The sequence below is a fragment of the Alteromonas sp. G4i35 genome (assembly GCF_054960375.1).
On sequence record NZ_JBHNZD010000018.1, the window covers coordinates 1 to 23,728 of the forward strand.

A 23,728-nucleotide genomic window follows, 5' to 3' on the forward strand; every position below is an offset into this window, starting at 1 on the left:
AGACTTCTGAGTGTTGTAGACAAGCTAAGCTCTGAAAAATGAGCCGCAAGTAGAGTGAAAAGTAGTTACTCACTGATTGAATTGATATCCAGTTTTCTAGATTGTTACCCGTTTTTCCTGGCAGCCATAGCGATACGGTACCACCTGACTCCATTCCGAACTCAGAAGTGAAACGTATTAGCGCCGATGGTAGTGTGGGGTTTCCCCATGTGAGAGTAGGACACTGCCAGGTCCTATTAAAAGAAACCCGCCTAACGGCGGGTTTTTTGCGTTTGGAAGAAAGAAAAAATGGGGTCAGAGTACATTAATCCCCACTTCCCCCAGCAAAACCTCAAATTGGGGTCAGAGTACTTTATTACTTTAAACATCAGAACATAGTCATTCCCTTACCCCCCCAGTGCCGCTAAATCAGTGAAATGTACTCTGACCCCATTATTAAAGTGTGTTTCTCTGCGACTGCTCTTTTTACCTACTTCTAGTTACTGTGAAAGTTTCATTTATCGAATAGTTTATGGCGCACAAACTCCGATACAGACCTTCAGTCTTTTCACTCAGGAGTAAAGGGGTCAGAGTACTTTTTGGCTCTCACTCTCGTTAAAAAAGAAATGTACTCTGACCCCATTATTGTGGGCTAACTAAATAATCCGAGCTCTTTAACTCTCTAGGGCATGTATCAGGCAGTTTGAAAATACGATAGATAGGTAAAGACTGTAGCTTAGGTGCAAGCGTTAGAAATACGAATGTAGGGTCAGTGTACTTTAAAGCGTTATCTTTTAAAAAGTACTCTGACCCCATTATTTTTGTGTTGTCAGTATTTGTAGACATTCTTATTCGATAAAAGCCTTAATAGATCTGACTTACTTTTAGCAAAGTGAGCGTTTTTTGGTAAACTCTGTCGAGTATTTTTCTAGTCGAAGTAAATAGGACGAACTAATGGCCGTATTCGGTACAGTATTCATGCCACAAATGGCACTTGCTACCTTTGTCAACGATAAGTGGACTGACACCGAATTTGTCAGTGCAGATAGTATTCAGCTGCACCCTGGTGCACACGTGCTTCATTACTCAAGTACATGCTTTGAAGGATTGAAAGCATTTAAGCACGAAGATGGCAGTATCAACATTTTCAGAATGGATAAGAATATTGAGCGCTTTGCTCAAAGTAGCCGTCTACTTAACTTGCCTGAAATAGACAAAGCGCAAGTCGAAAAGATGATCATCGATATTGTTGCAAAATACGCCTCCGAGGTTCCAGAGCCTCCAGGTTCTATGTATATCCGCCCTACGCATATCGGCACAGAAGCGTCTATCGGTAAAGCGGCAGCACCATCAGCAAGTTCAATGCTATACGTTCTATTATCGCCGGTTGGCGATTACTTTGCCGGCGGTTTGAAGCCACTTCGCTTGTTGCTTGACGAAACAGGCATGCGCTGTGCACCGCACATGGGAATGGTAAAAAGCGGTGGTAACTACGCCAGTGCGTTGCCTCCTATTCTTAAAGCGCGTGCAGAAGTTCATGCTGATCAAATTCTGTTTTGCCCTAATGGCGATGTACAAGAAACCGGAGCTGCTAACTTCCTGCTTATCGATGGTGATGAAATCATTACTAAAGGGTTAGATTCTAGCTTCCTACACGGTGTGACCCGAGCAACGATTCTCCAAATTGCCAAAGACCACGGCATGAAAGTGAGCGAGCGTGATATTACTGTAGACGAACTACTAGAGCGTTCAGCTAAACCGAACACTGAAGCAGCACTGTCTGGTACAGCGGCTGTACTTACGCCGGTAGGTACTTTTATTCACAATGATAAAGAGTATCAGGTGGGTAACGGTGAAGCTGGCCCTGTAACGATGAAGCTAAGACAAGCGTTAAATGATATCCAATGGGGTAAGGCCGAAGACACTCACAATTGGTTGGTGAAAGTGCCGAACTAGTCTAATCAGACACCCATTAAAAAAGCCTGCGAACGCAGGCTTTTTCGTTTCTAAAAAGGCACTCGATTACTTCGCTTTGCCTTGCTTAGCGACTGCATCCATCATTGCTTTGATAGCGTCAGCATCGCCAAGATATTCTTTAGAGATTGGCTTAAGGTTTTCATCTAGTTCGTATACTAGCGGCACACCTGTAGGAATGTTTAGACCCAACACTTCTTCGTCTGACATACCATCAAGGTACTTAACAAGAGCACGAAGACTGTTGCCGTGCGCAGCAATAATTACGCGTTTGCCTGCTTGGATGTCTGGACGAATAACGTCGTGCCAGTATGGTAGTACACGTTCGATAGTTAGTTTTAGACTTTCACCACGTGGCAAGATATCAGCATCTACATTGTTGTAACGCGGATCGTGACCTGGGAAGTGCTCGCTATCATCTTCAACGGCCGGAGGTGGGATGTCGAAGCTACGACGCCAGATTTTAACCTGTTCTTCACCATGCTTAGCGGCAGTCTCTGCTTTGTCTAGACCTGTTAACGCACCGTAGTGACGCTCGTTCAGACGCCAGTGACGCTCAACTGGAAGGTAGTGCTGACCCATCTCTTCAAGTGCAATATTAAGTGTTTTAATTGCGCGAAGAAGTACAGACGTATAAGCCTGATCAAATGTAAATCCAGCATCTTTAAGAAGCTGACCTGCGGTCTTTGCTTGTGCTACACCAGTGTCGGTCAAGTCAACGTCGTGCCAGCCTGTGAAACGGTTTTCCAAGTTCCACTGACTTTCTCCATGACGAATAAGTACCAATTTATACATAGTTGGGTTACCTGCGGCGTTAGAGTGAAATAGTCTGAGATAATTCCAGAAATTGGACGTTCAGACGTATATTTAAAAATCTGCTGTTATCATCCTTGATTGGCGCTTAAAAATCCAGTTTATGCTGGTACAAAATCGCAGGTAAGACGTGTGTTTATCACTATAACTTGGGAATAATTATATAAAACGGGTAAGGTCTGGATGAGCGACTTTTATCCACTCTTGCATTGATGGCTCTTCAATAAAGCTAAAGTCTTCGAAGTCGAAGCCAGGTGCTACTGTACAACCAACAAGTGAGTAATCACCCATAGTTGCGGCTGCCTGAAAATTCCCTGCTTTAACAACTTCAACATAGTCCGTGCTTTGCCCACCAATGCGACGTTCCCACAACTGTTGTTTTTCAAGTTGAAACAGTTGTAGTGGAGCCCCTTCGTAGTGATTCCACACTTCATCATGTAACACGCGATGAAAACGACTAACTTGTCCCTTTAATAGAAGAAAATAAATATGAGTAAGCGCGGGACGACTAGCATTGTGCACAAACGATTTAGTTTCGTTTTCAGAACGGAAAACTTGACGATAGAAACCTCCCTCGGGGTGAGGTGCAAGGTTGTACTTCTTAACTAGCGGGTGTGTCATGATAACTTCGTTATTATTTTTATTGCTTACTACTAATGCTTGTATATCTCAAAGCTTTCCTAAGCATGTATTAAGACATTTAATGTTTAACCTTCTTTTAAGCATACCGTTTGGTGCGTTATAAGAAAACAGAAATGTTGCATATTTGTAAACCATCTTAATCAGCAAGTACACTGTGCATATGCGAAGTTTTCTTACCAATAAGCGCTATCTGCCCTAGTCAGCTTTTTTCCAGCTGTTATAGCGCTTCTTCATAATCCATCTGTTTAAACCAATAATGAGAAATAGCTAAAAAAGCGATGCCATTACTAATAGTAGGTGAACTTTTTTTCATGTTTAGGCCGTACAAATTGGAAAATAAGGCGACGAAAAACACGTTGCTCGTTTCTAGCGTTGGCAAAATTGAAACGTACACAATATTCACGAACAGGCAAAGAAGGATGGTGAGCGTATGACATATAAGTCTTTTTCGCAGCTTGAAGTTAACGGCAAAAACTTCAAGGCGGTTAATTTTGACGGTATAGGCAGTAAACATGCGCTCGACAGGCTTCCGTTTTGTATCAAAATTCTTTTGGAAAACCTGATTCGTCATGAAGACCAAGAGTTTGTTAACAGCAACGATATTGAGCAAGTAGCAAAGTGGGACACAGATAATCACGTTGATCACGAAGTGTCTTTTGTTCCCGCACGCGTCATCCTCCAAGATTTTACGGGTGTGCCTGCTATTGTTGATTTAGCAGCCATGCGCGATGCGGTTAATCGTTTAGGTGGCGACGCTCAGGCGATTAATCCCCTCAATCCAGTAGAGCTGGTTATTGACCACTCAGTAATGGTAGATCATTTTGCTGAAGACGATGCGCTTGAAAAGAATACCGACATTGAAATTCAGCGAAATAGAGAGCGTTATCAATTTCTAAAATGGGGTCAGTCTAGCTTTGACAATTTCAAAGTGGTTCCCCCTGGTCGCGGTATCGTGCATCAGGTTAACCTAGAGTATCTTGCTCGTTGCGCGTTTACTAAGGAACAGGATGGGGAAACGTTGGTTTACCCAGATACCCTAGTAGGAACAGATTCGCATACCACTATGATTAATGGCCTTGGCGTACTAGGCTGGGGTGTGGGAGGCATTGAAGCAGAAGCGGCGATGCTGGGTCAACCAGTAACAATGTTATTACCAAAAGTGGTTGGCTTCAGGCTTTCAGGTAAGTTGCCTGCTGGCGTAACTGCCACCGACATGGTGCTAACTATCACACAACAACTACGTGAACATGGCGTTGTTGGAAAGTTTGTAGAATTCTATGGACCGGGTCTTAAGCATCTTACTACGGCAGACCGTGCCACCATCGCAAACATGGCGCCTGAATATGGTGCTACTTGCGGTATTTTCCCTATTGATGATGTTGCGCTAGATTACCTGCGACTCACCGGCCGAGACGAAGATCAAATTGCCCTTGTAGAGGAATATGCGAAATTCAGCCACCTATGGCACGACGACCACTCAAAAGATGCCCAGTATCATGAGACCCTGGAACTTAACTTAGATGAAGTGGTTCCTTCACTTGCTGGACCTAAGCGTCCTCAAGATAGAATTGCCCTCGATAATGCAGCAGAGGCATTTAGAGAGTGGCATCGTTCGCAAATTGACGTGAAAGTACTTGATGAAGAAACCGATCTCATCGCAGAAGCGGGGTTAGGTACAACAGACGAGGTGGACGAAGAACACGACTCGTTCGTGGAGTTCAGAGGAAGCAAGTTCAACCTTGAAGATGGCGCTATTGTAATAGCTGCTATCACCAGCTGTACTAATACGTCAAATCCATCAGTACTTGTTGGCGCAGGCTTACTTGCGAAGAAAGCAGCAGAAAAAGGGCTAACTCGTAAGTCGTGGGTTAAGACTTCATTAGCACCTGGTTCTCAGGTTGTTACTCAGTATCTAGAAGATGCAGGTCTTATGGACCCACTTGAAGCACTAGGCTTTAACTTGGTTGGCTACGGCTGTACAACCTGTATTGGTAACTCTGGACCGCTACCTGATGCCATTACCGACGCCATTAGAAAAGCGAAACTTACGGTTACCTCAGTTTTATCTGGTAACCGCAACTTTGAAGGGCGTATCCACCCTGATGTGGCTGCAAACTACCTTGCATCACCACCACTGGTTGTTGCATACGCGTTGGCTGGAAACATGAATGTAGATATCACTAAAGAGCCGTTAGGTAAGGCGAGTGATGGTTCTCCGGTATATTTAAAAGACATCTGGCCTACCGAAGACGAAATTCAGCAATACATAGCGGAAAACGTCACCGGTGATTTGTTTAAAGAAAAGTATGCAGATGTATTTAAAGGAAGCGGTGAATGGAATGAACTGCAGGTAAGTAAAACATCGGTCTACGACTGGCCAGAATCAACCTACATTAAGCATCCGCCTTTCTTTGAAGTAATGGGTAAGGAGCCAGAGGCTCTAACTGCAATTGAAAATGCACGATGTTTGGTTAAGGTGGGCGATTCGATTACTACCGACCATATTTCTCCAGCCGGCGCCATCGCAGAAGACAGCCCAGCCGGAGAGTACCTGCAGGCTCAAGGGGTTGAGCCTAAAGACTTTAACTCTTATGGATCGCGTCGTGGTAACCACGAGGTTATGATGAGAGGTACGTTTGCTAACGTGCGTCTTCAAAACCAATTAGCACCCGGCACAAGAGGCAGTGCTACCACACACTTCCCAAGTGGCGATGGTATGTCTATTTTCCATGCTGCTATGCGTTACAAAGATGACGGCGTACCAGCCATTGTTATTGGTGGAAAAGAGTACGGTACTGGCTCGAGTCGAGATTGGGCTGCTAAAGGCCCTTCTTTGATGGGGGTGAAAGCAGTATTAGCCGAGAGCTACGAGAGAATTCACCGCTCTAACCTGATTGGAATGGGGATTTTGCCACTTCAATTTAAGTCAGGTGATAGCGCGAGTTCTTTGGAGCTTAAAGGCAATGAGTCTTTTTCTATTAACGCTGTTGAACGTGGGCAGACTGAGGTTGAAGTTAAAGCCGTGTCGGATGAAGGAAAAACAACAACGTTTACGATGGATATCAGAATTGATACATCAAACGAGTTCACTTACTTTGAAAACGGCGGCATTCTGCATTACGTGATAAGAGAATACTTGAAGAAATAGCACGTATAAGGGTAATGGTTAGCGACTTCTCTGTAGTGAGAAGTCGCTATGCCATGTGATGTCAGTAATAGCGTTTTTCGCAGATTACTTCTTTAATATTCGAGCCGATGGCAGCGCGTGTCTCACATCTCAAATCTTGGGCTTGTGCACCGTAAAGAGAGATATATTCTTCTACATAAGGCTCTAAAGCATTGATGTAGTCTTCAGGTAAAGCATTCTTTATCTGTCGGTAAGAACGGTTCCATTCAGCGGTTTTTTGTTCCATAGCAACATTCAACCAGAGCCAGCCTTCTTCATAATTAACGGGCGTCCCCCATCCTTGGAAATACATTTGCGCGAGGTAATATTGGCCTTCTTTATTTCCCATTTTTGCAGAAGCAGTCAGCTTCTCCAGTGCTTTTTCATACTTCTCTGCCTTCAGGGCGTGCAAGCCCAATTCTAAAGTAGATAAATATTCGGATTTCCAAATATGATTCTTAGTATGCGACTGAGCCAACGTAGGGGCTGAAAGTACAACTGAAGATAAAACGGCAGCTATTGCTAATAGATTTTTCATGTAGTATCCCTTCTTTTTGATAAATTTATAACGCAATTCACACTCATAGTGAACCGTCTTAAAGTACAGTATTTGTTTTACGTTACTAAAAATTTTAAGAGTTGAGTGATTAATCTCCACCAATAATTTGGACTTGTGCAAGGTCGGTGTCGCCTTTAAGCACTTTGAAAATTGCGTCTTGAACGAGGGTGCGCATGCCATCAGCAGCAGCCTGAGACTTCATATCGGCGACGCTGGCTTCTTTGTACACCATTGACCGAAGCTCTGGCGTCATACCTAGTAGTTCATGTACCCCTGTTCTACCTTTGTAACCCGTGTTTCCACATTCTTCGCAGCCTTTAGCGCGGTAAAGCTCTAGTGGCGTCTGAATATTCAGCTCCGCCATGTGCGCATGACCATACTGGCGCTCAATAAAGGCCATATCGGTTTCAGTGGCGATGTACTTTTCTTTACAGCTACTACATAGCGTTCGAATAAGACGTTGAGCCAGTATACCCACGCAGGCATCTGAGAAGTTCACAGGGTCGAGACCCAAATCAAGTAAACGGGTAATCGTTTCAGGGGCTGAGTTGGTATGCAGTGTAGACAGTACTAAGTGACCGGTTAACGAGGCTTCAATCCCCGCATGTGCGGTTTCTTTATCACGCATCTCACCAATAAGAATAATGTCAGGGTCAGCACGTAAGAATGCGCGCAGGGCCGCAGCAAAGTTGAAGCCAATCTTAGGGCTTACTTGAACCTGTTGTAGGCCGGGTTGCGTGATTTCCACCGGGTCCTCAGCGGTCCAAATCTTCTTTTCAGGCGTGTTTAAATATCCCAATATAGCGTGAAGCGTGGTGGTTTTACCTGAACCCGTTGGCCCAACAACGAGAAGAATGCCGTGAGGCTTCTTAATCATTTCTTCTAAACGTGCACGGTTGTTCGGTGCCAAGTTCATCTTATCAATAGGCATCGCACCGCCAGATGCCAGAATACGCATAACTACACCTTCACCGGCAACCGTAGGAATGGTGGCAACACGAACTTCAACAAGTTGACCATTCATTCTAAACGCGAGTTTGCCATCCTGAGGTACGCGTTTTTCGGCAATGTTCAAATTCGACATTATCTTTATGCGTGCAATAACCGCACTGTGGTGCGAATTAGGCACTTGGTTCATGTCGCGGCACACACCGTCCACGCGCATACGTACACGAGTGGGCGCATTTTTCTCTGGGTCTATATGAATATCTGACGCGTTGAGTCTTTTTGCATCGTGCAGAATACGGCTTACTAAGCGCACCACAGCAGGGGCGTCGTCCGACAGCTCATCGACTTGGTCGTCGTTATCTTCAGTTGATGTACCAATCTCGTCGAGAATATCACTCATCTCGCCGGGGCCACCGCCACCGCTGTTTTCCCCCAAATATTGAAGAATTAAGCTTGGTAGGCTGACAGCTATCTCGTAGCTATCAATACCCATGGCGCTCTCTATTTCCATAAGTAGCGCCGCATTATTAGGTTCAGCCATCAACACGATAGGCTTGTCATGGGCATCGGCAATGACAGCCACATAGTTTCTTTTTAAATAAGAAACATTCAGACGGCTTTCATTTTCGAACCTGTGATACTTATCAGGTAAATAAGGAATAAAAGGCACCTGATAGTGAATAGAAAGCGAGTTGCCAATTTCTTCTTCAGAGATGCGGTGTTCCGATACAAGACGCTGTATAAGAGCGCGAATGTCTGGAGTAGAACTTTGAATATCGTTTAATGTAGCTTCGTCTAATAAGCTTTTGTGAACTAGTAGATCGAAAGGGTTGTTTGTGCCGCCCAGTTCAAATCTGAACTTGTCGCCAAGAATAAGTGCAAGGGCATTGCCTAGCTTTAAATCTTCTTCAGTAAAACCACCACTGACTTTGTTGATGATTTGGATAACACCCATCAACACGCCCGCATTCATTATAGGTACGCATAAAATGTTCTGGGTTTTAAAGTCATTGTCTTTGTCGAACTTATCAGCGAAGCGCAGGCGAGGGTGAATGCTTTGAAGTAGTGCAGGATTATACGGGTCGTCAATAACCACAGCCTTTTGTGATAGGGCAACATAACCAGCAATCGACATTGGGCTAATTGGCACTTTTATTTCCAGCGTCTCTTTACCCGTTTTAAATCTCGCGACCAAATCTTGATGCTGACGTCGACGTTGAAAAATACTCATACGTTGGGCATCAAACAAACCGAGGATAATTGGCTCTAATAAACCATATGCATCCAGTAACGTGGAGTGGTTATTTAGAATGCGTTTTATTTGTGCAAAAGTTTGCTGGTTATTCACTACTTCCATATTCTCACTACTAATAATGTTGGCGCCTAGTCCTTTATGCATTTGGCGTTACAAGTGCCTGTTAAGCTAGGGTAACAAGATATACCTATACCACGAAAGCAACAATACTACTTATAGACAGTTACATACACTGGTATAGCGTAAAAATATGTGTATAAAAAGCAAACTGCCTCTTGCATTGCTTCTGCCTTTCTGTATAATTCGCGCCCACTGTCCAATTAGGGCACGTAATTTTTAGCCGCGACCTCACTGCTTTTAGGGTGGTTGCCGAAGTAACGGATTCATCATCACTGATTAGCCTGTTGCTGGCGTGCTAGAAAAAAGAACAGGGTTCCGATTGGGAACCATCGGTTTACGCACATCCTTTCTTTCCGGAATAAATGGAAGAGAAAGGGTGAATTTTTTTGTTCTTTCGATTGGAGCTTAATCGATGCCAAATCAAAGAATTCGCATTCGTTTGAAAGCGTTTGATCACAAGTTGATCGATCAGTCTACGGCTGAAATCGTTGAAACTGCGAAACGCACTGGTGCTCAGGTAAGTGGTCCTATTCCTCTACCTACTCGCAAAGAACGCTATACAGTTCTGATTTCTCCGCACGTTAACAAAGACGCGCGTGATCAATATGAAATCCGTACTCACAAGCGTTTGGTAGACATCATCGAGCCAACTGATAAAACAGTTGACGCGTTGATGCGTTTGGACTTGGCTGCTGGCGTTGATGTTCAAATCAGCCTGGGCTAATAAGAGAGGGTTATAACAATGGCGATTGGTCTAGTCGGTCGTAAAGTGGGTATGACTCGCATCTTCACTGAAGATGGTACGTCTATCCCTGTGACTGTTATTGAAGCGACCCCAAACCGCGTTACTCAGCTTCGTACTGAGGAAACTGACGGTTATCGCGCTCTTCAGGTTACTGCTGGAACTAAGAAAGCTAACCGCATCAACAAAGCTGAAGCAGGTCACTTTGCTAAAGCTGGTGTTGAAGCTGGACGCACTCTAGTAGAATTCCGCCTAGAAGAAAACGAAGGTGCCGATATTGAAGTAGGCAGTGAAATCACTGTTGAAATCTTTAACGACACTAAGAAAATTGATGTAACTGGTACATCAAAAGGTAAAGGTTTCCAAGGTGCTATCAAGCGCTGGAACTTCAGTTCTCAGCGTATGACACACGGTAACTCTTTGTCACACCGTGCTCCTGGTTCAATTGGTCAAAACCAATCACCAGGTAAAGTATTCAAAGGCAAGAAAATGGCTGGTCAGCTTGGTAACAAGCAAGTGACTACTCAGTCTTTGGAAGTTGTACGTGTTGACGTAGAGAACGGCCTTATCCTAGTTAAAGGTGCCGTACCTGGCGCAACTGGCAACGATGTAATCGTAAAGCCAGCTGTTAAAGCGTAACGTCTGGGGAGTGAACTGATGGAATTAACATTGAAAGACGCGCAAAGCGCTCTTGAAGTATCCGAAGCGACCTTTGGACGTGAATTCAACGAAGCCCTGGTACACCAGGTAGTTGTAGCTTACGGTGCAGGTGCTCGTCAGGGTACAAAAGCGCAGAAAACTCGCGCTGAAGTTCGTGGTGGCGGTAAGAAGCCATGGCGTCAAAAAGGTACTGGCCGTGCTCGTGCTGGTACAATCCGTAGCCCAATTTGGGTTGGCGGTGGCCGTGCTTTCGCAGCAAAGCCTCGTGACTTTGACCAAAAAGTTAACAAGAAAATGTATCGCGGTGCGATCAAGAGCATCCTGTCTGAACTAATCCGTCAAGACCGTTTGGTTGTTGTAGAGAAGTTCGGTGTTGACGCACCTAAGACTAAAGCTCTTATTTCTGCACTTAACGAATATGAACTAAATGACGTTCTAATCGTTACTCCTGAAGTTGATGAGAACTTGTTCCTAGCGGCGCGCAACTTGTACAAAGTTGACGTACGTGACGTAGCAGGCATCGACCCAGTGAGCTTGATTGCATTTGAAAAAGTGCTAATGACTGCTGATGCGGTTAAACAACTTGAGGAGGCGTTAGCATGAAAGAAGAACGTCTACTGAAGGTGCTAGTAGCACCTCACGTTTCAGAAAAGTCTACAATGGCTGCTGAAGCGAACAACACAGTTGTATTTAAAGTAGCTAAAGACGCGAACAAAGCCGAAATCAAAGCTGCAGTTGAAAAACTGTTTGAAGTTGAAGTTGAAGGTGTTCGTACTGTGAACGTTAAGGGTAAAACCAAGCGTCACGGCATGTCTTTCGGTAAGCGCAGCGACTGGAAAAAGGCCTACGTGGTTCTTAAAGAAGGTCAGGACATCGACTTTGTCGGTGGTGCTGAGTAAGAAGGGGATTAGAAATGCCATTATTGAAAGCTAAGCCAACTTCTGCCGGTCGTCGTCACGTTGTTCAGGTCGTAAATCCTGACCTGCACAAAGGTGCACCGTACGCACCTTTGCTTGAAAAGAACAGCAAATCTGGCGGTCGTAACAACAATGGTCGTATTACCACTCGTCACATTGGTGGTGGTCATAAGCAACACTACCGTGTAATCGACTTTAAACGCAACAAAGACGGCATTCCAGCTAAAGTTGAGCGTTTAGAATACGATCCAAACCGTTCTGCAAACATTGCACTAGTATTGTACGCAGACGGTGAACGTCGTTACATTCTGGCTCCTAAGGGTATACAAGCAGGTGATGCAATCCAGTCTGGTTCGGACGCTCCGATCAAGTCTGGTAACACTCTACCTATGCGTAACATCCCTGTAGGTACTGTTGTACACGCAATTGAAATGAAGCCTGGCAAAGGTGCGCAAATCGCACGTTCTGCTGGTGCTTATGCTCAGATCCTAGCACGTGACGGAAACTACGTTACCCTACGTCTACGCTCTGGCGAAATGCGTAAAGTTCTATCTGATTGCCGCGCCACTATCGGTGAAGTTGGCAATGCAGAGCACATGCTTCGTTCACTAGGTAAAGCTGGTGCTACACGCTGGCGTGGTGTTCGTCCTACCGTTCGTGGTGTTGCCATGAACCCGGTTGATCACCCACACGGTGGTGGTGAAGGTCGTACATCAGGCGGTCGTCACCCAGTAACTCCTTGGGGTGTTCCTACCAAAGGTAAGAAAACCCGAAGCAACAAGCGTACTGATAAGCTTATCGTACGTCGTCGAAACAAGTAATAGCGAGGATTCACCATGCCACGTTCTCTCAAGAAAGGTCCTTTTATTGACCTTCACTTGCTGAAGAAGGTAGAGGCTGCAGTGGAAAAGAACGAACGTAAACCAATCAAAACTTGGTCTCGTCGTTCTATGATCATCCCAGATATGATTGGGTTGACCATTGCGGTCCATAACGGTCGCCAACATGTACCTGTCATTATTAGTGACGAAATGGTCGGCCACAAGTTGGGCGAATTTGCGCCAACGCGTACTTACCGCGGCCATGTCGCGGATAAGAAAGCTAAACGTTAAGGGGTAGGAAGATGGAAGCATTAGCTAAACACCGTTTTGCCCGCACGTCGGCTCAAAAGGCACGCTTGGTTGCGGATCAAATTCGCGGAATGCACGTTGAGAAAGCTCTAGAGCTTCTTGCGTACAGCCCGAAGAAAAGCGCAGCGCTAGTAAAGAAAGTATTGGAATCTGCGATTGCTAACGCAGAGCACAACGAAGGCGCAGACATCGACGAGTTACGCGTGTCTAAAGTTTTCGTTGACGAAGGTCCAACTATGAAACGTATCAAGCCACGTGCTAAAGGCCGTGCTGATCGTATCTTCAAGCGCAGCAGTCACATCACTGTGGTTGTAGCGGATAACTAGGAGTAGATAATGGGACAGAAGGTACATCCTACAGGTATACGCCTGGGTATCAGCAAACCATGGACTTCTACCTGGTACGCTAATACTGCAGACTATGCAGACAACCTGTATAACGATCATCAGGTACGTCAGTATCTGACTAAGCAACTAAAGAACGCTTCACTTTCTAAAATCGTGATCGAGCGTCCTGCTAAGAGCATCCGTGTGACTATTCACACTGCTCGTCCAGGCGTTGTAATCGGTAAGAAAGGTGAAGACGTAGAGAAGTTGCGTAACTACGTATCTAAGCTAGCCGGCGTGCCAGCTCAGATCAACATCGCTGAAGTACGTAAGCCAGAGCTAGATGGCCAGCTAGTAGCTGACAGCATCTCTAGCCAGCTAGAGCGTCGTGTTATGTTCCGTCGTGCTATGAAGCGCGCAGTACAAAACGCAATGCGTCTAGGCGCGAAAGGTATCAAAGTTGAAGTTAGCGGCCGTTTGGGCGGAGCAGAGATTGCACGTTCTGAATGGTACCGTGAAGGTCGCGTTCCTCTGCACACTTTCCGTGCGGATATCGATTACGCAACCTCTGAAGCGTCAACTACTTACGGTATCATCGGCGTTAAAGTATGGATCTTCAAAGGTGAAGTTCTAGGTGGTCTACCTACAACTCAAGAGCAAGCACCAGCTGCTCAACCTAAGAAGAAAGGCCGCAACGCTAAGCGAGAGGGCTAATCATGTTACAACCAAAACGCATGAAGTTCCGTAAGATGCACAAAGGTCGCAACCGCGGCTTAGCAGCGGGTAATACTGTTGCCTTTGGTACTTACGGCCTTAAAGCAGTTGGTCGTGGTCGAATGACTGCGCGCCAAATCGAAGCAGCGCGTCGTGCTATGACTCGTCACGTTAAGCGTCAAGGTAAAATTTGGATTCGAGTTTTCCCTGACAAGCCAATTACTGAGAAGCCTCTAGAAGTGCGTCAAGGTAAAGGTAAAGGTAACGTTGAGTACTGGGTATGCCAAATTCAGCCTGGTCGTGTGCTATACGAGATGGAAGGTGTTCCTGAAAATCTTGCACGCGAAGCGTTTGAATTGGCAGCGGCTAAACTGCCATTTAAAACAACCTTTGTAACTCGGACGGTGATGTAATGAAAGCGACTGAACTGAAAGAAAAGAGCGTAGAAGAGCTGAACGCAGAGTTGATTAACCTGCTACGCGAACAGTTCAACCTACGCATGCAGCACACAACAGGTCAGCTTGAAAAAACTGATCAGTTGAGAAAAGTACGTCGTAACATCGCGCGTGTTAAAACCATTCTGACTCAAAAGGCTGATGCGTAATGACTGAGCAAAAAATTCGTACAGTACAAGGTCGTGTGGTTAGCAACAAGATGGATAAGTCTATCACTGTTGTAGTTGAACGTTTTGTTAAGCACCCAATCTACGGGAAGTTCATCAAGCGCTCTACTAAGCTTCACGCCCACGACGAAAACAACGTATGCAATAAAGGTGACGTAGTAACAGTACGTGAATGTCGCCCACTATCTAAGAGCAAATCTTGGATGCTAGTTGACGTTGTTGAGAAAGCTGGCGTTTAATCGCTAACTTTTTTCAAAGTCTTAAAAAAGCCGCTTTCGAGCGGCTTTTTTTGTGTCTGCAGTTTTTTACATATACTTTCATAGGCTCAAGCGTGTTCCTTATCAGCGCCGTTGAAGACTAGCGTCTTGTATAAATTTGCGTAGGCACTGGACATCCTTTCTATACCAAATTTACTTGTGACAAGCTTATACAAAGCCTCTCCATATTGTGCTCTTTCATCAGGGGCTTCAATTAGACTAATTAAGCTCTCCCCAATTCCGTCAATATCTCCCGGCGCTACCATTACACCTGTTTCCTTATGCTTGATAACTTCGGGTATTCCCCCTACAGGACTAGATAACACTGCACATTTATTAGCACCTGCCTGAAGTAAAATATCGCCTAAACCCTCTGAATAGGAAGGATGAACCAGAATATCTACATTAGGGAGTATTTTGGCTACCTCTTTAGTAAAACCGCAAAGCTTCACATGCTCGTCTAGCTTATGGCGTTCTATAAGTGATTGATAGCTCTCTTTTAGATTTCCCTCGCCAAACAATAAACAGGTTACATTTTCATGCTTGTTCAATACATCGTGCATAGCCAAAATGATATCCGCTTGCCCTTTTTGAGATATGTACTGAGCGAAATTTGCAATGACGATATGGTCTTCAGGAATAGAGAATGTACGTCGCAGCCAACCGCTATCTTTGGGTTGGGAATACTCTGTTAAGTCTACTGCTGGATATATAACGCGCTGATGCTCTACGCCTTCACAATGTAGTGAAACCACTTTCCTCACACCTTCAGATACGCTGATAACTGCATCGAATTGTTTGTACTTATAAAATGAAAAGTGAGTTTCGGGGTTATCTATTCGCCTTGTGCAAACCGTAGGCACACCTGAAATTTTGGCGAGCATGGCACCCCATACATCCGAACCCCGTTCGCTGTGTACATGAATAATATCTGGGTTAACCCCATTTACGACTTCCAGTAAACGCTTTACACATAGGAAGTCTGACTCACCGGCATACTTAATGGTATGCGTTTCACAATGCCCAAAAGCCGTACGACGAATCTCACTGTCTTCAGCGCAAACCAAGTGAAGTGATATATCATCATGGTGCTCTAACGCATTGATGAGGTATGCAACTTGTTCTGCGCCACGGTGAAGATGTATGCCAAGTTCAATGTGAAGAACGCGTATACTCAAATGCCTTCCTTAAAATTTATTTAATATTCTGTATACGCTGCTTTTTTATTTAAGACCGTTTTTTTGCGGCTTTTCTTATATGGTTGTGGTTACATCTTGCTGTTTAAACATCGCTATACGCATAAAGCGAGTGATCAATATATTATTGCCTTTCTCATATACACTATTTACTTACGTATAGGGTCGCTTTGCCCTAGACGCGGGCTATTTAGCCACTACAATGTCGAAAGAATCTATCGGGAACTGCGGCACTAGATAGCTAGAATTACCTGCTTACCGCTGGGAGTGGGTGTTTCGCAGTGCCCAGCACACCGTATTTGAAAAGCATAATTCAACATCGATAGTCGATCAATTGTAGTCGTGCCGTCGAAGTATCTGTATCAAAAAGGATGTATTTATGGTTGTTGCCAATACACGTGGCTATAAACCTACTCTACTTGAAACGCTCTGCCGGTGGGGATATTCGCTTGTATTGGCGATTGCGATTCCCTTCGCATTTATTCATTTATTGATAAAAGCCACGAAAGCAAGCGATGACTCGCATCGAGGGAGATTTGAGCGTTTTGGTATAGTCCCAAAGCCGCTCAAGCAGAATGGCTATTTGTTTCACTGTGTTTCAGTGGGGGAAGTCGTGGCTGCTTCATGCGTAATAAAGCGAATAATGCAACACGAGCCAGACGCGCAAATAACCGTTACTACAACCACGTCTACAGGCTCTGCTCGCGTTCGAGATATATTCAAAGACACCGTTCACCATTTCTATCTGCCTTATGATTTGTCGCTGACTATGTCTTCAATGCTGAAACGCATTAAGCCCAAAGCAGTATTGATTACAGAAGTTGAACTATGGCCAAACCTAATTCACGTGTGCTGGAAGCGCAATATTCCCGTTATGGTAATAAATGCTCGCATGACTGAGCGCTCGGCTAAACGTTATAAAAAAATCGGACAGCTATTTAACCCTATGTTGGCTAAGCTATCTCACGTATGTGCTCAAGGGCAGAGAGACTATGATAATTATGCATGGCTTGGTGTTGCGCAAGATAAGCTAACCCTCACGAATAATATTAAGTTTGATCAAGCCGCAAATACAGCGAGCTCTTCTGCACATTTTCTTGGGTTAGCTAAGGGTGCAAGGCCAATACTAGTTGCAGGCAGCACGCACGAACCTGAAGAGAGCGTTATCGTTGAATCTGCAAAGGTTTTATGGGACGAGAACCCTCAACTACGGGTGATTATTGTCCCTCGCCATCCAGAGCGTTTTGAAGCCGTAGCAAAATTACTTGAAAGGCATAATCTGAACTTCGTCAAAAGTTCAGAGGTGGATAACGTTCCAGATGATGCGAACGTTATCCTGTTGGATGAAATGGGTAAGTTAAATCATGCTTATGCGGTAGCAACATTTGCCTTTGTTGGCGGCTCTATTGCCGATAGAGGCGGCCATAATGCCCTTGAGCCGGCAGCATTCTCGTTGCCAATAATGATGGGGCCACACACCTATAATAACCCTGTTATCTGCGACTATTTAAAAGAATGTGGCGCATTAAGCATTGTAGAAGATGCTTCTCGCGTTTCTTCAACGGTGCAAGAATGGCTTGAATCACCCAGTAAAGCTGAAAAAGCGGGAATGGCCGGTAAAAAGGTACTACAGGATAACAGCGGCGCGTTAGATTCTACTTTAGCGTGTATACATCGCAGTATTCGTTAAATGCCGTCAGTCAAAAACAGCAACTCGTTGTTATTGAACAAAAAAGGAACCCCGCATTTGTGCGTCTGATGCACCAAATTAGGCGCTGTGACAGCTAAAAGATAATGAATAGGGACTTGGTTTTTAGCTATCTATTTGATTATACAAGGATTGTCAAAGTTGGTTCGCTGCTTGCTATAAAGTGTGCGACAGCGTAACAACAGTAAAATCCAAATAAATATGCACCTTTTAAAAAGGGCACTGCGTTGCGCGTTTTCCAGGGAGAGACCTCCTGCCGGTGGGCAGGAGGTTTTCTTACTTTTGCACTTCTACTTTTTCTTCTTTTCGTTCTGGTTCAATCAAGCTAATCACACGCCATCCTGCTTTAGGCTGAATACTGTTACCGTTGATAAAAGTATAGCTCTTACCTTCAGCGTTGATCGCAATGAGAGGTGTAGCGCGCTCACCATACTGTTTTATGTACTGCTCGTAAGTAAACTCTTCAGATAAACGGGTGGTTTTCACCATTGAGTCACGGGCAATGGCCGACGCTAAATACCCATAAGTAACGCCTTCATCGAACAGAGTAAGTTTTTTCGCGTATTGTTCGCTAACTTGGTGACTTGGTCGCGTAGATTGTTCGTTATTTGTCAGCGCCCATACTTTGTCTTTGCCCATCGTGTATTCAAAGTGATAAGCAATAAGTGGGTTAAGCTGTTTATAAGGCGACATAATCAGCACGGTACCGAATGTATTCAGATCAAGATGTCGCGCTGCATGGTCAGACATTGGGTTGCCAAAATATACTGGGATATCCTTCATACGCGCTTCTCTTATTGCGTCCCAGTTAGTATCTGCAATGGTAACGTCTAGCTTTTGATTTATCATTTCCGTCGCTAAGGCGCGGTTGAATTTACTGCCACCGAAAATCAGATAGCCAGTTGGCGCAGGCGCTCTCACCTTAAGTAGCGACGCAACAGTGCGTGAAGTAAGGCTCTGTACTACCACTGTTGCAATAATCACCATAAAGACAATAGGAACGATAATACCCGCGCCTTCATAGCCAATTTCTTCAAGCTTTAAAGAGAAAAGGGCTGATACCGCCGCTGCAACAATACCGCGAGGTGCAATCCAGCTTAGCAAGGCTAATTCGTTTAACTTGAGTCCGGTACCGACGGAGGACGCCAATACGGACAAAGGCCGAGCCACAAACATAATGGCGGCAAGCACTACAATGGAGCCCCAACCTACATCCACTACCGATTGTAAGTTCAAACGCGTGGCAAGCAGAATAAATAAGCCTGAAATAAGTAAAACACTCAGGGTTTCCTTAAACTCAAGAATGTCTTCTACGTCTACGTCCTTCATATTGGCCAGTACCATACCAGATATGGTAACCGCCAAAAGGCCAGACTCGTGCGCAACATAATTAGACGCTGCAAACACACCCAGAATAACGGTTAACACTGCGGTGTTAAGCAAATAGTGCGGTATCCAGTCTTTGCGAATAGACAGACCAAGCAGATAGCCAGAAGCGAGACCAAGTACGGAGCCAATTCCAATGGTTTTGCCAAACGCTATTAGCGTATGGGTAATGGCGGTTTCTTGCGATGCAACGATAAACTCGAAAACCAGTACGGCGAGCAGAGCGCCGATAGGGTCTATGACAATCCCTTCCCAGCGTAAGATATTGGCCAAATTCGTTTTCGGTCGCACGGTTCTGAGCATGGGCACTATAACCGTTGGGCCTGTTACGGTAACAATGGCTCCGAATAGGAAGGATAGCTGCCAAGTAAGATCAAGACTGTAGTGCGCTGCAGTGGCTGCGACAAGCCAGGTTACAACCACGCCCACAGAGCAAAGGTTTCGAACCATGTTACCGTGACCCGCGATGTCGCTGAACTTCAGCGTCAGTGACCCTTCAAAAAGAATAATGGCAACAGAGAGAGAAACGACAGGAAACAGCAAATCACCGAATAAGTCGTCCGCGTTGAGCACGCCAAAAACAGGGCCAACCACAATACCGACAATTAACAACGGTAAAATAGCAGGGAGCCTAACCTTATAGGCTAAGTATTGGCAGGTAATTGACAGCAATCCAACTGCAACGAGTGAAAGAAGCGGGTCTGACAAAGTGAGTCCTTAACGTGTTGATATTATTCCATGGTATATCAGCCTAAACATTTGTCATACAGAGACTTTAGGCCAACCTATGTTTATAGCGATATACGCTTGGGCTAAAAGTTTAGACCAATAGACCTTATTTAGCGCACTAAAATGCATGTTAGAGAGTGGGTAGGTTTGATATTATTCGTCACTTATCGTTCTTTTCGGAGCCTTTCATTGAACACTCACTTTAAATTCGCGGCTTTATCAGCATCGCTTGTACTAGCATCGGCATGCGCAGTTCAATATCCCATCCCTTCTGCACAGTTACAAATAGAAAATATCGTTGAGTTGCCGGAAGAACTTTCAGAAACATCGGGTCTATTTTGCGAAACGGACGGCATGTATTCATTAAATGACTCAGGTAATGCTCCCGTCATTTATCGTATAAATTACCAGGGTGAAATTATTGAACGAACGCGCTTACCGCTCACCAATAAAGACTGGGAAGCAATAACCGCTGACGCTTCATCGTTTTACATTGCGGATGTGGGAAACAATAAAGGCAAAAGAGAGCAGGTCGAAATACATAAAGTAAACCGCTCAAATGTGAATGACATCACCTCTATTACGTTGAAATACGAGGGTAACGACGCTTCGAATAACATTCCTTATGCACATGATTTCGACTCAGAGGCGATGGTTAAGCATGGCGATGACCTGCTTCTTTTTTCTAAAAGTTGGAAAACTGGTATAACTCATATCTATAAAGTGAACGAAGACGAAGCTGAGCAAACCATTAGTACGTTTGCGTCCATTGATGGACTGCCGGGCGTGGTAACTGGGGTAGACTTCGATCAGCACCAAAATAGGTTTGTTATCACCGGCTACAAATCAGATCCTTTTGGAAACTTTGCCACTTTCATGGCTCAAGTATCGAGCGACTTTGCCCTTCTTGATGTATGGCCGCTTGAGCAATATAAACAAGTTGAAGGCATATGCGTGGATAATAGCGGCACATATTGGTTCAGCGAAGAAGCTACTGAAGGGCGCAAAGCATCGTTGTCTAGCGCCAGAGTAATGCCATAACAAATAGCGCCATAACAAGTAGCGCCAAAACAGGTAACGCCGTAACGAGCAACGCCATAATAAGGCGAGCTGATTGAAGTCCGGTAGCCAATCCCCCAAGCTTATTCACGGTTGAGAATAAGCGCTCTTTCATTGTCAGCCGCTGTTCTTTTAAAGTTATCTTTTAGTCGATGTTAGTAAAATGGCTAATACCCAACTGCCTACATTCCTGTCTATACTGAAATTGTGATCGAATAAGTTGTAGCCAACCACAATTTGAGAGGCAGCGAAAAATGAGACGTTTAAACCAGTCCTTTTTAGCAATGTGCTTTTGTCCATGTTTTTTATTGGCGGGTGCAGCTAATGCCTCTGTGGTCGAAAAGGCACAAGAATGGCTCAACAAATATTCAGACAGTGACGATACGTTTTCCCTAACTCTCACTAAGAATAAAATTAAGTTCAAAGGCTGCAAACAAAAGCAGTATCAACTTGCATTTAGCCAAAAACTGGCGCCAATGTTTAACGTTGAAGCCATTGTCCATTACAACAAAGGGTTGCTTGACTACGGTGTTATGTCTCAGCGTGTCAGAAGCCACGAATTTGAAGTGGTTAGCTGGTGGGATAGAGGTGATTATAGGTTGGGGTTAAGCCATAAAGTACGCCCCCGTCATGAGATGAGCATTCCGGTTGCCGATACAATTCGTCTGCCTACCAGTACATCAGCAGGCCTTTATGTAGAAATCCCATTCAAGGAAGACAAGCACCTTCTTACTGTTGGAGCTATGAGAGAGTCGTGGGAAAGTGAAGGAGCATCAATGCAATTGCCATGGCGCTCCAGCCGTGACAATCAAGTAAAAGTAGAATACGCCATCACTTTCTAAATGGTGGCGCATAAGGTTGTGTTATCTCACCGCTTTGCCATTCATAAGGCATAAGTAAACTTAAAGCTTAAATCTGCTCACTTCAGACGAGAGTTCTTGCGCCAGTTCATCGAGCTTGTCACTCACGCTAACCAATATCTTAGTCGCATTCAGGGTTTCTTCACTTGATGCACTAATGTCATTAATGTTTCGACTGATATCTTCAACCACCGTGGCTTGCTCTTCCGTAGCCGTCGCCACTTGCGTGTTCACATCATTAATGTGAGCAATCTCTTCGGCGATATCTTGAAGCAATTTGTCTATTTCATTGGTTGCGGTTACCACATCGGTTGTGCGTGCTCGACTTGATTCCATTTGCGAAACGGCAGATTTAGAGTCTTGCTGGAACTTATCGATCTTCACCTGTATTTCATCAGTCGCTTGAGCGGCACGTTGTGCAAGTGTTCGCACCTCATCAGCAACGACTGAGAAGCCTCGGCCGTGATCGCCAGCCCGAGCTGCTTCTATAGCAGCATTTAGCGCAAGTAAATTGGTTTGCTCTGAAATACCTCGAATTGTATCGAGGATACCGCCAATGGCTGCGGTGTGTTCATCTAGCGATTGAATAACCCGAGACACATCTTGAATTTGACCCGAAAGACCGTTTATCGCGTGTACTGCACGTTGGGTAATTTCTCGACCGTGAGCGGAATTAGTTGTAGCCATATTCGCATTTTGCGCAGCATGGGTAGCTGACTGGGCTACTTCATTTACCGTACTGCCCATTTCTGTTAGCGCGGCTGCCGCCTGTAAGGTTTGATCGCGCTGGCTCTTGGTTGAGTTTTCTGTTTGATGAGACTGCTTCGCAACATCTTGTGCTGACGCCTTTAGTGCGTGACTTGTTTTCGCCACTTGCGAAATGGTGCCGTGAAGGTGATCAATAAAGTTATTGAACCCTTCCACTAATCGGGCAATTTCCTTTTGTTCTGGCATAGTAATACGAGAGCGTAAGTCGCCTTGTCCTCTGCCAAGCTGCTGGAAAACATCGGCCAGTGATTCAAGTGGCTTGGTAAGCGTGCCTGCTAGCCAAATACCAATAAGTGCGAAAGCGCCTGCTATCACCAAAGCCCAAATAATAATCTGGCGGCTGCCTGCATTTAGCGATGCGTAGAGCTCATGCTCAGGTACTTGTGCAACCACATACCAACCGGCTTTTTCCACATAGGTACTGGCAAACAGTTGCGTGTCACCTGCCGCGTTGCTGGTGGCCATAGCAAAGCTCTGACGATTGAGTAGTTGCCCTGATGTGCTTGAATCGCTTATGGACGCTAACTTAGCCTTTCCTAATAACTCGGTATTGGGATGCGCGATAATGGTGCCGTTTCCGTCAACAAGAAAGACAAAGCCGGTTTGCGCAATTTTCACCGCATTGATGATATCTAGCAGCTCATCGACCGATTTAGCGACACCCGACATACCTCTGCCGTTTACTTGCTGGTAATTCGCAAAAAGTCGGTAACCTTGACCCGGTTCGTTGTATAGGCTTAGTGAAATTGGTTCGCCGCTATTTTTGTAAGCGAAAAACCACCCATCAAATTCATCGTTTTGTAGCACCCGCAAGAAACCATCTTGGTTCCAATATTTGTAGGTGGTTCTGTCTACAAATGAGGCTACCGTTAAATCGTTAAATTCAACGATATTACTTAAATAGCTAAGGAGACGGCGTTCGCCAGCGCTATCTGCGCCTGCCGAAGACCAGGCAAGAATGTCGGGGTTAGAAGCAATGCCGTGAGCAACGGTAAGCATTACACTTGCTTCCCTGTCCACTCGGTTACCAACCTGTTTAAGTAATGAAGGAAGCTGAAGTTCTTCCATGTTCTCTTTAACGAGATCACGGGCAATCCATTGGCTAATAGAACCTACAAGAATAGCAGCAGCGAGCACCGCCACAATAAGAGAAATAATGAGTTTTTGTTTTATACTGAAAGTCATGACTTTCGACCAC

Annotated in this window: 24 protein-coding genes and 1 rRNA gene; 17 read left to right on the top strand and 8 right to left on the bottom strand. The window is 45.0% G+C overall.

The features are described from left to right. Positions 1-116 precede the first annotated feature (116 nt). Positions 117-232 (top strand): 5S ribosomal RNA (gene rrf / locus ACFI6L_RS12725). Between the two features lie 701 nt (positions 233-933). Beyond that, a complete protein-coding gene (locus tag ACFI6L_RS12730; protein WP_462574141.1) occupies positions 934-1,935 on the top strand; it encodes a branched-chain amino acid aminotransferase in 1,002 nt (333 codons plus the stop codon). Between the two features lie 66 nt (positions 1,936-2,001). Here ACFI6L_RS12730 and gpmA read toward each other — a convergent pair whose 3' ends face one another. Together gpmA and ACFI6L_RS12740 are read right to left on the bottom strand one after the other, a co-directional pair. Beyond that, entirely contained in the window at positions 2,002-2,748 is a 747-nt protein-coding gene (gpmA, locus tag ACFI6L_RS12735) for a 2,3-diphosphoglycerate-dependent phosphoglycerate mutase (RefSeq protein ID WP_014947970.1), read from the bottom strand. Between the two features lie 177 nt (positions 2,749-2,925). Beyond that, on the bottom strand, positions 2,926-3,387 hold the full coding sequence (locus ACFI6L_RS12740) for a cupin domain-containing protein (protein ID WP_014947971.1): 462 nt from the start codon (positions 3,385-3,387) through the stop codon (positions 2,926-2,928). A 451-nt stretch (positions 3,388-3,838) separates the two neighbouring features. Between ACFI6L_RS12740 and acnA the strand changes: the two genes are divergently transcribed. Next, on the top strand, positions 3,839-6,556 hold the full coding sequence (acnA, locus tag ACFI6L_RS12745) for an aconitate hydratase AcnA (RefSeq protein ID WP_462574142.1): 2,718 nt from the start codon (positions 3,839-3,841) through the stop codon (positions 6,554-6,556). A gap of 61 nt (positions 6,557-6,617) precedes the next feature. Here the strand turns inward: acnA and ACFI6L_RS12750 are convergent, their stop codons facing one another. Together ACFI6L_RS12750 and ACFI6L_RS12755 are read right to left on the bottom strand one after the other, a co-directional pair. Then, positions 6,618-7,112, bottom strand: coding sequence for an SEL1-like repeat protein (locus tag ACFI6L_RS12750; RefSeq protein ID WP_014947973.1), 495 nt, complete (start codon positions 7,110-7,112; stop codon positions 6,618-6,620). 109 nt (positions 7,113-7,221) lie between these two features. Continuing rightward, positions 7,222-9,480, bottom strand: a complete 2,259-nt coding sequence (locus ACFI6L_RS12755) for a GspE/PulE family protein (RefSeq protein ID WP_375342102.1) — start codon at positions 9,478-9,480, stop codon at positions 7,222-7,224. Positions 9,481-9,868: 388 nt separating this feature from the next. On the opposite strand from ACFI6L_RS12755, the gene rpsJ reads away from it, so the two are divergent. From rpsJ to rpsQ, 11 genes are read left to right on the top strand one after another with little or no spacing between them, the layout of a single operon-like run. Further along, positions 9,869-10,180, top strand: a complete 312-nt coding sequence (gene rpsJ / locus ACFI6L_RS12760; RefSeq protein WP_010179497.1) for a 30S ribosomal protein S10 — start codon at positions 9,869-9,871, stop codon at positions 10,178-10,180. 18 nt (positions 10,181-10,198) lie between these two features. Beyond that, positions 10,199-10,837 (top strand): 50S ribosomal protein L3, encoded by a 639-nt coding sequence (rplC, locus tag ACFI6L_RS12765; RefSeq protein ID WP_014947975.1) that lies wholly within the window; start codon positions 10,199-10,201, stop codon positions 10,835-10,837. Positions 10,838-10,855: 18 nt separating this feature from the next. After that, positions 10,856-11,461 (top strand): 50S ribosomal protein L4, encoded by a 606-nt coding sequence (gene rplD / locus ACFI6L_RS12770; protein WP_012516958.1) that lies wholly within the window; start codon positions 10,856-10,858, stop codon positions 11,459-11,461. Continuing rightward, positions 11,458-11,757, top strand: a complete 300-nt coding sequence (gene rplW, locus ACFI6L_RS12775) for a 50S ribosomal protein L23 (protein ID WP_012516959.1) — start codon at positions 11,458-11,460, stop codon at positions 11,755-11,757. The genes rplD and rplW overlap by 4 nt, the downstream gene beginning before the upstream one ends. Before the next feature lie 14 nt (positions 11,758-11,771). Continuing rightward, the gene (rplB, locus tag ACFI6L_RS12780) at positions 11,772-12,596 is read left to right on the top strand and encodes a 50S ribosomal protein L2 (RefSeq protein WP_462574143.1); all 825 of its coding nucleotides are present in this window, start codon (positions 11,772-11,774) and stop codon (positions 12,594-12,596) included. A 15-nt stretch (positions 12,597-12,611) separates the two neighbouring features. Continuing rightward, positions 12,612-12,887 carry a 30S ribosomal protein S19 gene (gene rpsS, locus ACFI6L_RS12785; protein ID WP_012516961.1) on the top strand — a complete coding sequence of 92 codons (276 nt, stop codon included), beginning with the start codon at positions 12,612-12,614 and terminating at the stop codon, positions 12,885-12,887. A gap of 11 nt (positions 12,888-12,898) precedes the next feature. Continuing rightward, on the top strand, positions 12,899-13,231 hold the full coding sequence (gene rplV, locus ACFI6L_RS12790) for a 50S ribosomal protein L22 (protein ID WP_014947977.1): 333 nt from the start codon (positions 12,899-12,901) through the stop codon (positions 13,229-13,231). A gap of 9 nt (positions 13,232-13,240) precedes the next feature. Beyond that, positions 13,241-13,945 carry a 30S ribosomal protein S3 gene (rpsC, locus tag ACFI6L_RS12795; protein WP_014947978.1) on the top strand — a complete coding sequence of 235 codons (705 nt, stop codon included), beginning with the start codon at positions 13,241-13,243 and terminating at the stop codon, positions 13,943-13,945. Positions 13,946-13,947: 2 nt separating this feature from the next. Then, entirely contained in the window at positions 13,948-14,358 is a 411-nt protein-coding gene (gene rplP / locus ACFI6L_RS12800) for a 50S ribosomal protein L16 (RefSeq protein ID WP_014947979.1), read from the top strand. Then, positions 14,358-14,549, top strand: a complete 192-nt coding sequence (gene rpmC, locus ACFI6L_RS12805) for a 50S ribosomal protein L29 (RefSeq protein WP_014947980.1) — start codon at positions 14,358-14,360, stop codon at positions 14,547-14,549. Before rplP ends, rpmC begins: the two co-directional genes overlap by 1 nt. Then, complete coding sequence (gene rpsQ, locus ACFI6L_RS12810; protein WP_014975444.1) at positions 14,549-14,806, top strand: 30S ribosomal protein S17; 258 nt, start codon at positions 14,549-14,551, stop codon at positions 14,804-14,806. The genes rpmC and rpsQ overlap by 1 nt, the downstream gene beginning before the upstream one ends. An 86-nt stretch (positions 14,807-14,892) precedes the next feature. Here the strand turns inward: rpsQ and ACFI6L_RS12815 are convergent, their stop codons facing one another. Beyond that, a complete protein-coding gene (locus ACFI6L_RS12815) occupies positions 14,893-16,002 on the bottom strand; it encodes a glycosyltransferase family 4 protein (protein ID WP_338852870.1) in 1,110 nt (369 codons plus the stop codon). Positions 16,003-16,399: 397 nt separating this feature from the next. Between ACFI6L_RS12815 and ACFI6L_RS12820 the strand changes: the two genes are divergently transcribed. Then, on the top strand, positions 16,400-17,710 hold the full coding sequence (locus ACFI6L_RS12820) for a 3-deoxy-D-manno-octulosonic acid transferase (protein WP_252119626.1): 1,311 nt from the start codon (positions 16,400-16,402) through the stop codon (positions 17,708-17,710). 294 nt (positions 17,711-18,004) lie between these two features. Here ACFI6L_RS12820 and ACFI6L_RS12825 read toward each other — a convergent pair whose 3' ends face one another. Next, on the bottom strand, positions 18,005-19,822 hold the full coding sequence (locus tag ACFI6L_RS12825) for a cation:proton antiporter (RefSeq protein ID WP_014947984.1): 1,818 nt from the start codon (positions 19,820-19,822) through the stop codon (positions 18,005-18,007). A 210-nt stretch (positions 19,823-20,032) separates the two neighbouring features. Here ACFI6L_RS12825 and ACFI6L_RS12830 point away from each other — a divergent pair, with 210 nt between their 5' ends. Continuing rightward, the gene (locus ACFI6L_RS12830) at positions 20,033-20,884 is read left to right on the top strand and encodes a hypothetical protein (RefSeq protein WP_075177786.1); all 852 of its coding nucleotides are present in this window, start codon (positions 20,033-20,035) and stop codon (positions 20,882-20,884) included. Here the strand turns inward: ACFI6L_RS12830 and ACFI6L_RS12835 are convergent. Beyond that, entirely contained in the window at positions 20,862-21,017 is a 156-nt protein-coding gene (locus tag ACFI6L_RS12835; RefSeq protein ID WP_462574145.1) for a hypothetical protein, read from the bottom strand. The genes ACFI6L_RS12830 and ACFI6L_RS12835 overlap by 23 nt on opposite strands. A 139-nt stretch (positions 21,018-21,156) precedes the next feature. Here ACFI6L_RS12835 and ACFI6L_RS12840 point away from each other — a divergent pair, with 139 nt between their 5' ends. Continuing rightward, positions 21,157-21,744 (top strand): hypothetical protein, encoded by a 588-nt coding sequence (locus ACFI6L_RS12840; RefSeq protein WP_014947986.1) that lies wholly within the window; start codon positions 21,157-21,159, stop codon positions 21,742-21,744. Between the two features lie 60 nt (positions 21,745-21,804). On the opposite strand, the gene ACFI6L_RS12845 is transcribed toward ACFI6L_RS12840, so the two are convergent. After that, positions 21,805-23,715 carry a methyl-accepting chemotaxis protein gene (locus tag ACFI6L_RS12845; RefSeq protein ID WP_462574146.1) on the bottom strand — a complete coding sequence of 637 codons (1,911 nt, stop codon included), beginning with the start codon at positions 23,713-23,715 and terminating at the stop codon, positions 21,805-21,807. Positions 23,716-23,728 lie beyond the last annotated feature (13 nt).

Coding starts and splice junctions, on each gene's coding strand:
- ACFI6L_RS12730 (WP_462574141.1), top strand. CDS start 934: ATGGCCGTATTCGGTACAGTATTCATGCCACAAATGGCACTTGCTACC.
- gpmA (WP_014947970.1), bottom strand. CDS start 2,748: ATGTATAAATTGGTACTTATTCGTCATGGAGAAAGTCAGTGGAACTTG.
- ACFI6L_RS12740 (WP_014947971.1), bottom strand. CDS start 3,387: ATGACACACCCGCTAGTTAAGAAGTACAACCTTGCACCTCACCCCGAG.
- acnA (WP_462574142.1), top strand. CDS start 3,839: ATGACATATAAGTCTTTTTCGCAGCTTGAAGTTAACGGCAAAAACTTC.
- ACFI6L_RS12750 (WP_014947973.1), bottom strand. CDS start 7,112: ATGAAAAATCTATTAGCAATAGCTGCCGTTTTATCTTCAGTTGTACTT.
- ACFI6L_RS12755 (WP_375342102.1), bottom strand. CDS start 9,480: ATGCATAAAGGACTAGGCGCCAACATTATTAGTAGTGAGAATATGGAA.
- rpsJ (WP_010179497.1), top strand. CDS start 9,869: ATGCCAAATCAAAGAATTCGCATTCGTTTGAAAGCGTTTGATCACAAG.
- rplC (WP_014947975.1), top strand. CDS start 10,199: ATGGCGATTGGTCTAGTCGGTCGTAAAGTGGGTATGACTCGCATCTTC.
- rplD (WP_012516958.1), top strand. CDS start 10,856: ATGGAATTAACATTGAAAGACGCGCAAAGCGCTCTTGAAGTATCCGAA.
- rplW (WP_012516959.1), top strand. CDS start 11,458: ATGAAAGAAGAACGTCTACTGAAGGTGCTAGTAGCACCTCACGTTTCA.
- rplB (WP_462574143.1), top strand. CDS start 11,772: ATGCCATTATTGAAAGCTAAGCCAACTTCTGCCGGTCGTCGTCACGTT.
- rpsS (WP_012516961.1), top strand. CDS start 12,612: ATGCCACGTTCTCTCAAGAAAGGTCCTTTTATTGACCTTCACTTGCTG.
- rplV (WP_014947977.1), top strand. CDS start 12,899: ATGGAAGCATTAGCTAAACACCGTTTTGCCCGCACGTCGGCTCAAAAG.
- rpsC (WP_014947978.1), top strand. CDS start 13,241: ATGGGACAGAAGGTACATCCTACAGGTATACGCCTGGGTATCAGCAAA.
- rplP (WP_014947979.1), top strand. CDS start 13,948: ATGTTACAACCAAAACGCATGAAGTTCCGTAAGATGCACAAAGGTCGC.
- rpmC (WP_014947980.1), top strand. CDS start 14,358: ATGAAAGCGACTGAACTGAAAGAAAAGAGCGTAGAAGAGCTGAACGCA.
- rpsQ (WP_014975444.1), top strand. CDS start 14,549: ATGACTGAGCAAAAAATTCGTACAGTACAAGGTCGTGTGGTTAGCAAC.
- ACFI6L_RS12820 (WP_252119626.1), top strand. CDS start 16,400: ATGGTTGTTGCCAATACACGTGGCTATAAACCTACTCTACTTGAAACG.
- ACFI6L_RS12835 (WP_462574145.1), bottom strand. CDS start 21,017: ATGAAAGAGCGCTTATTCTCAACCGTGAATAAGCTTGGGGGATTGGCT.
- ACFI6L_RS12840 (WP_014947986.1), top strand. CDS start 21,157: ATGAGACGTTTAAACCAGTCCTTTTTAGCAATGTGCTTTTGTCCATGT.
- ACFI6L_RS12845 (WP_462574146.1), bottom strand. CDS start 23,715: ATGACTTTCAGTATAAAACAAAAACTCATTATTTCTCTTATTGTGGCG.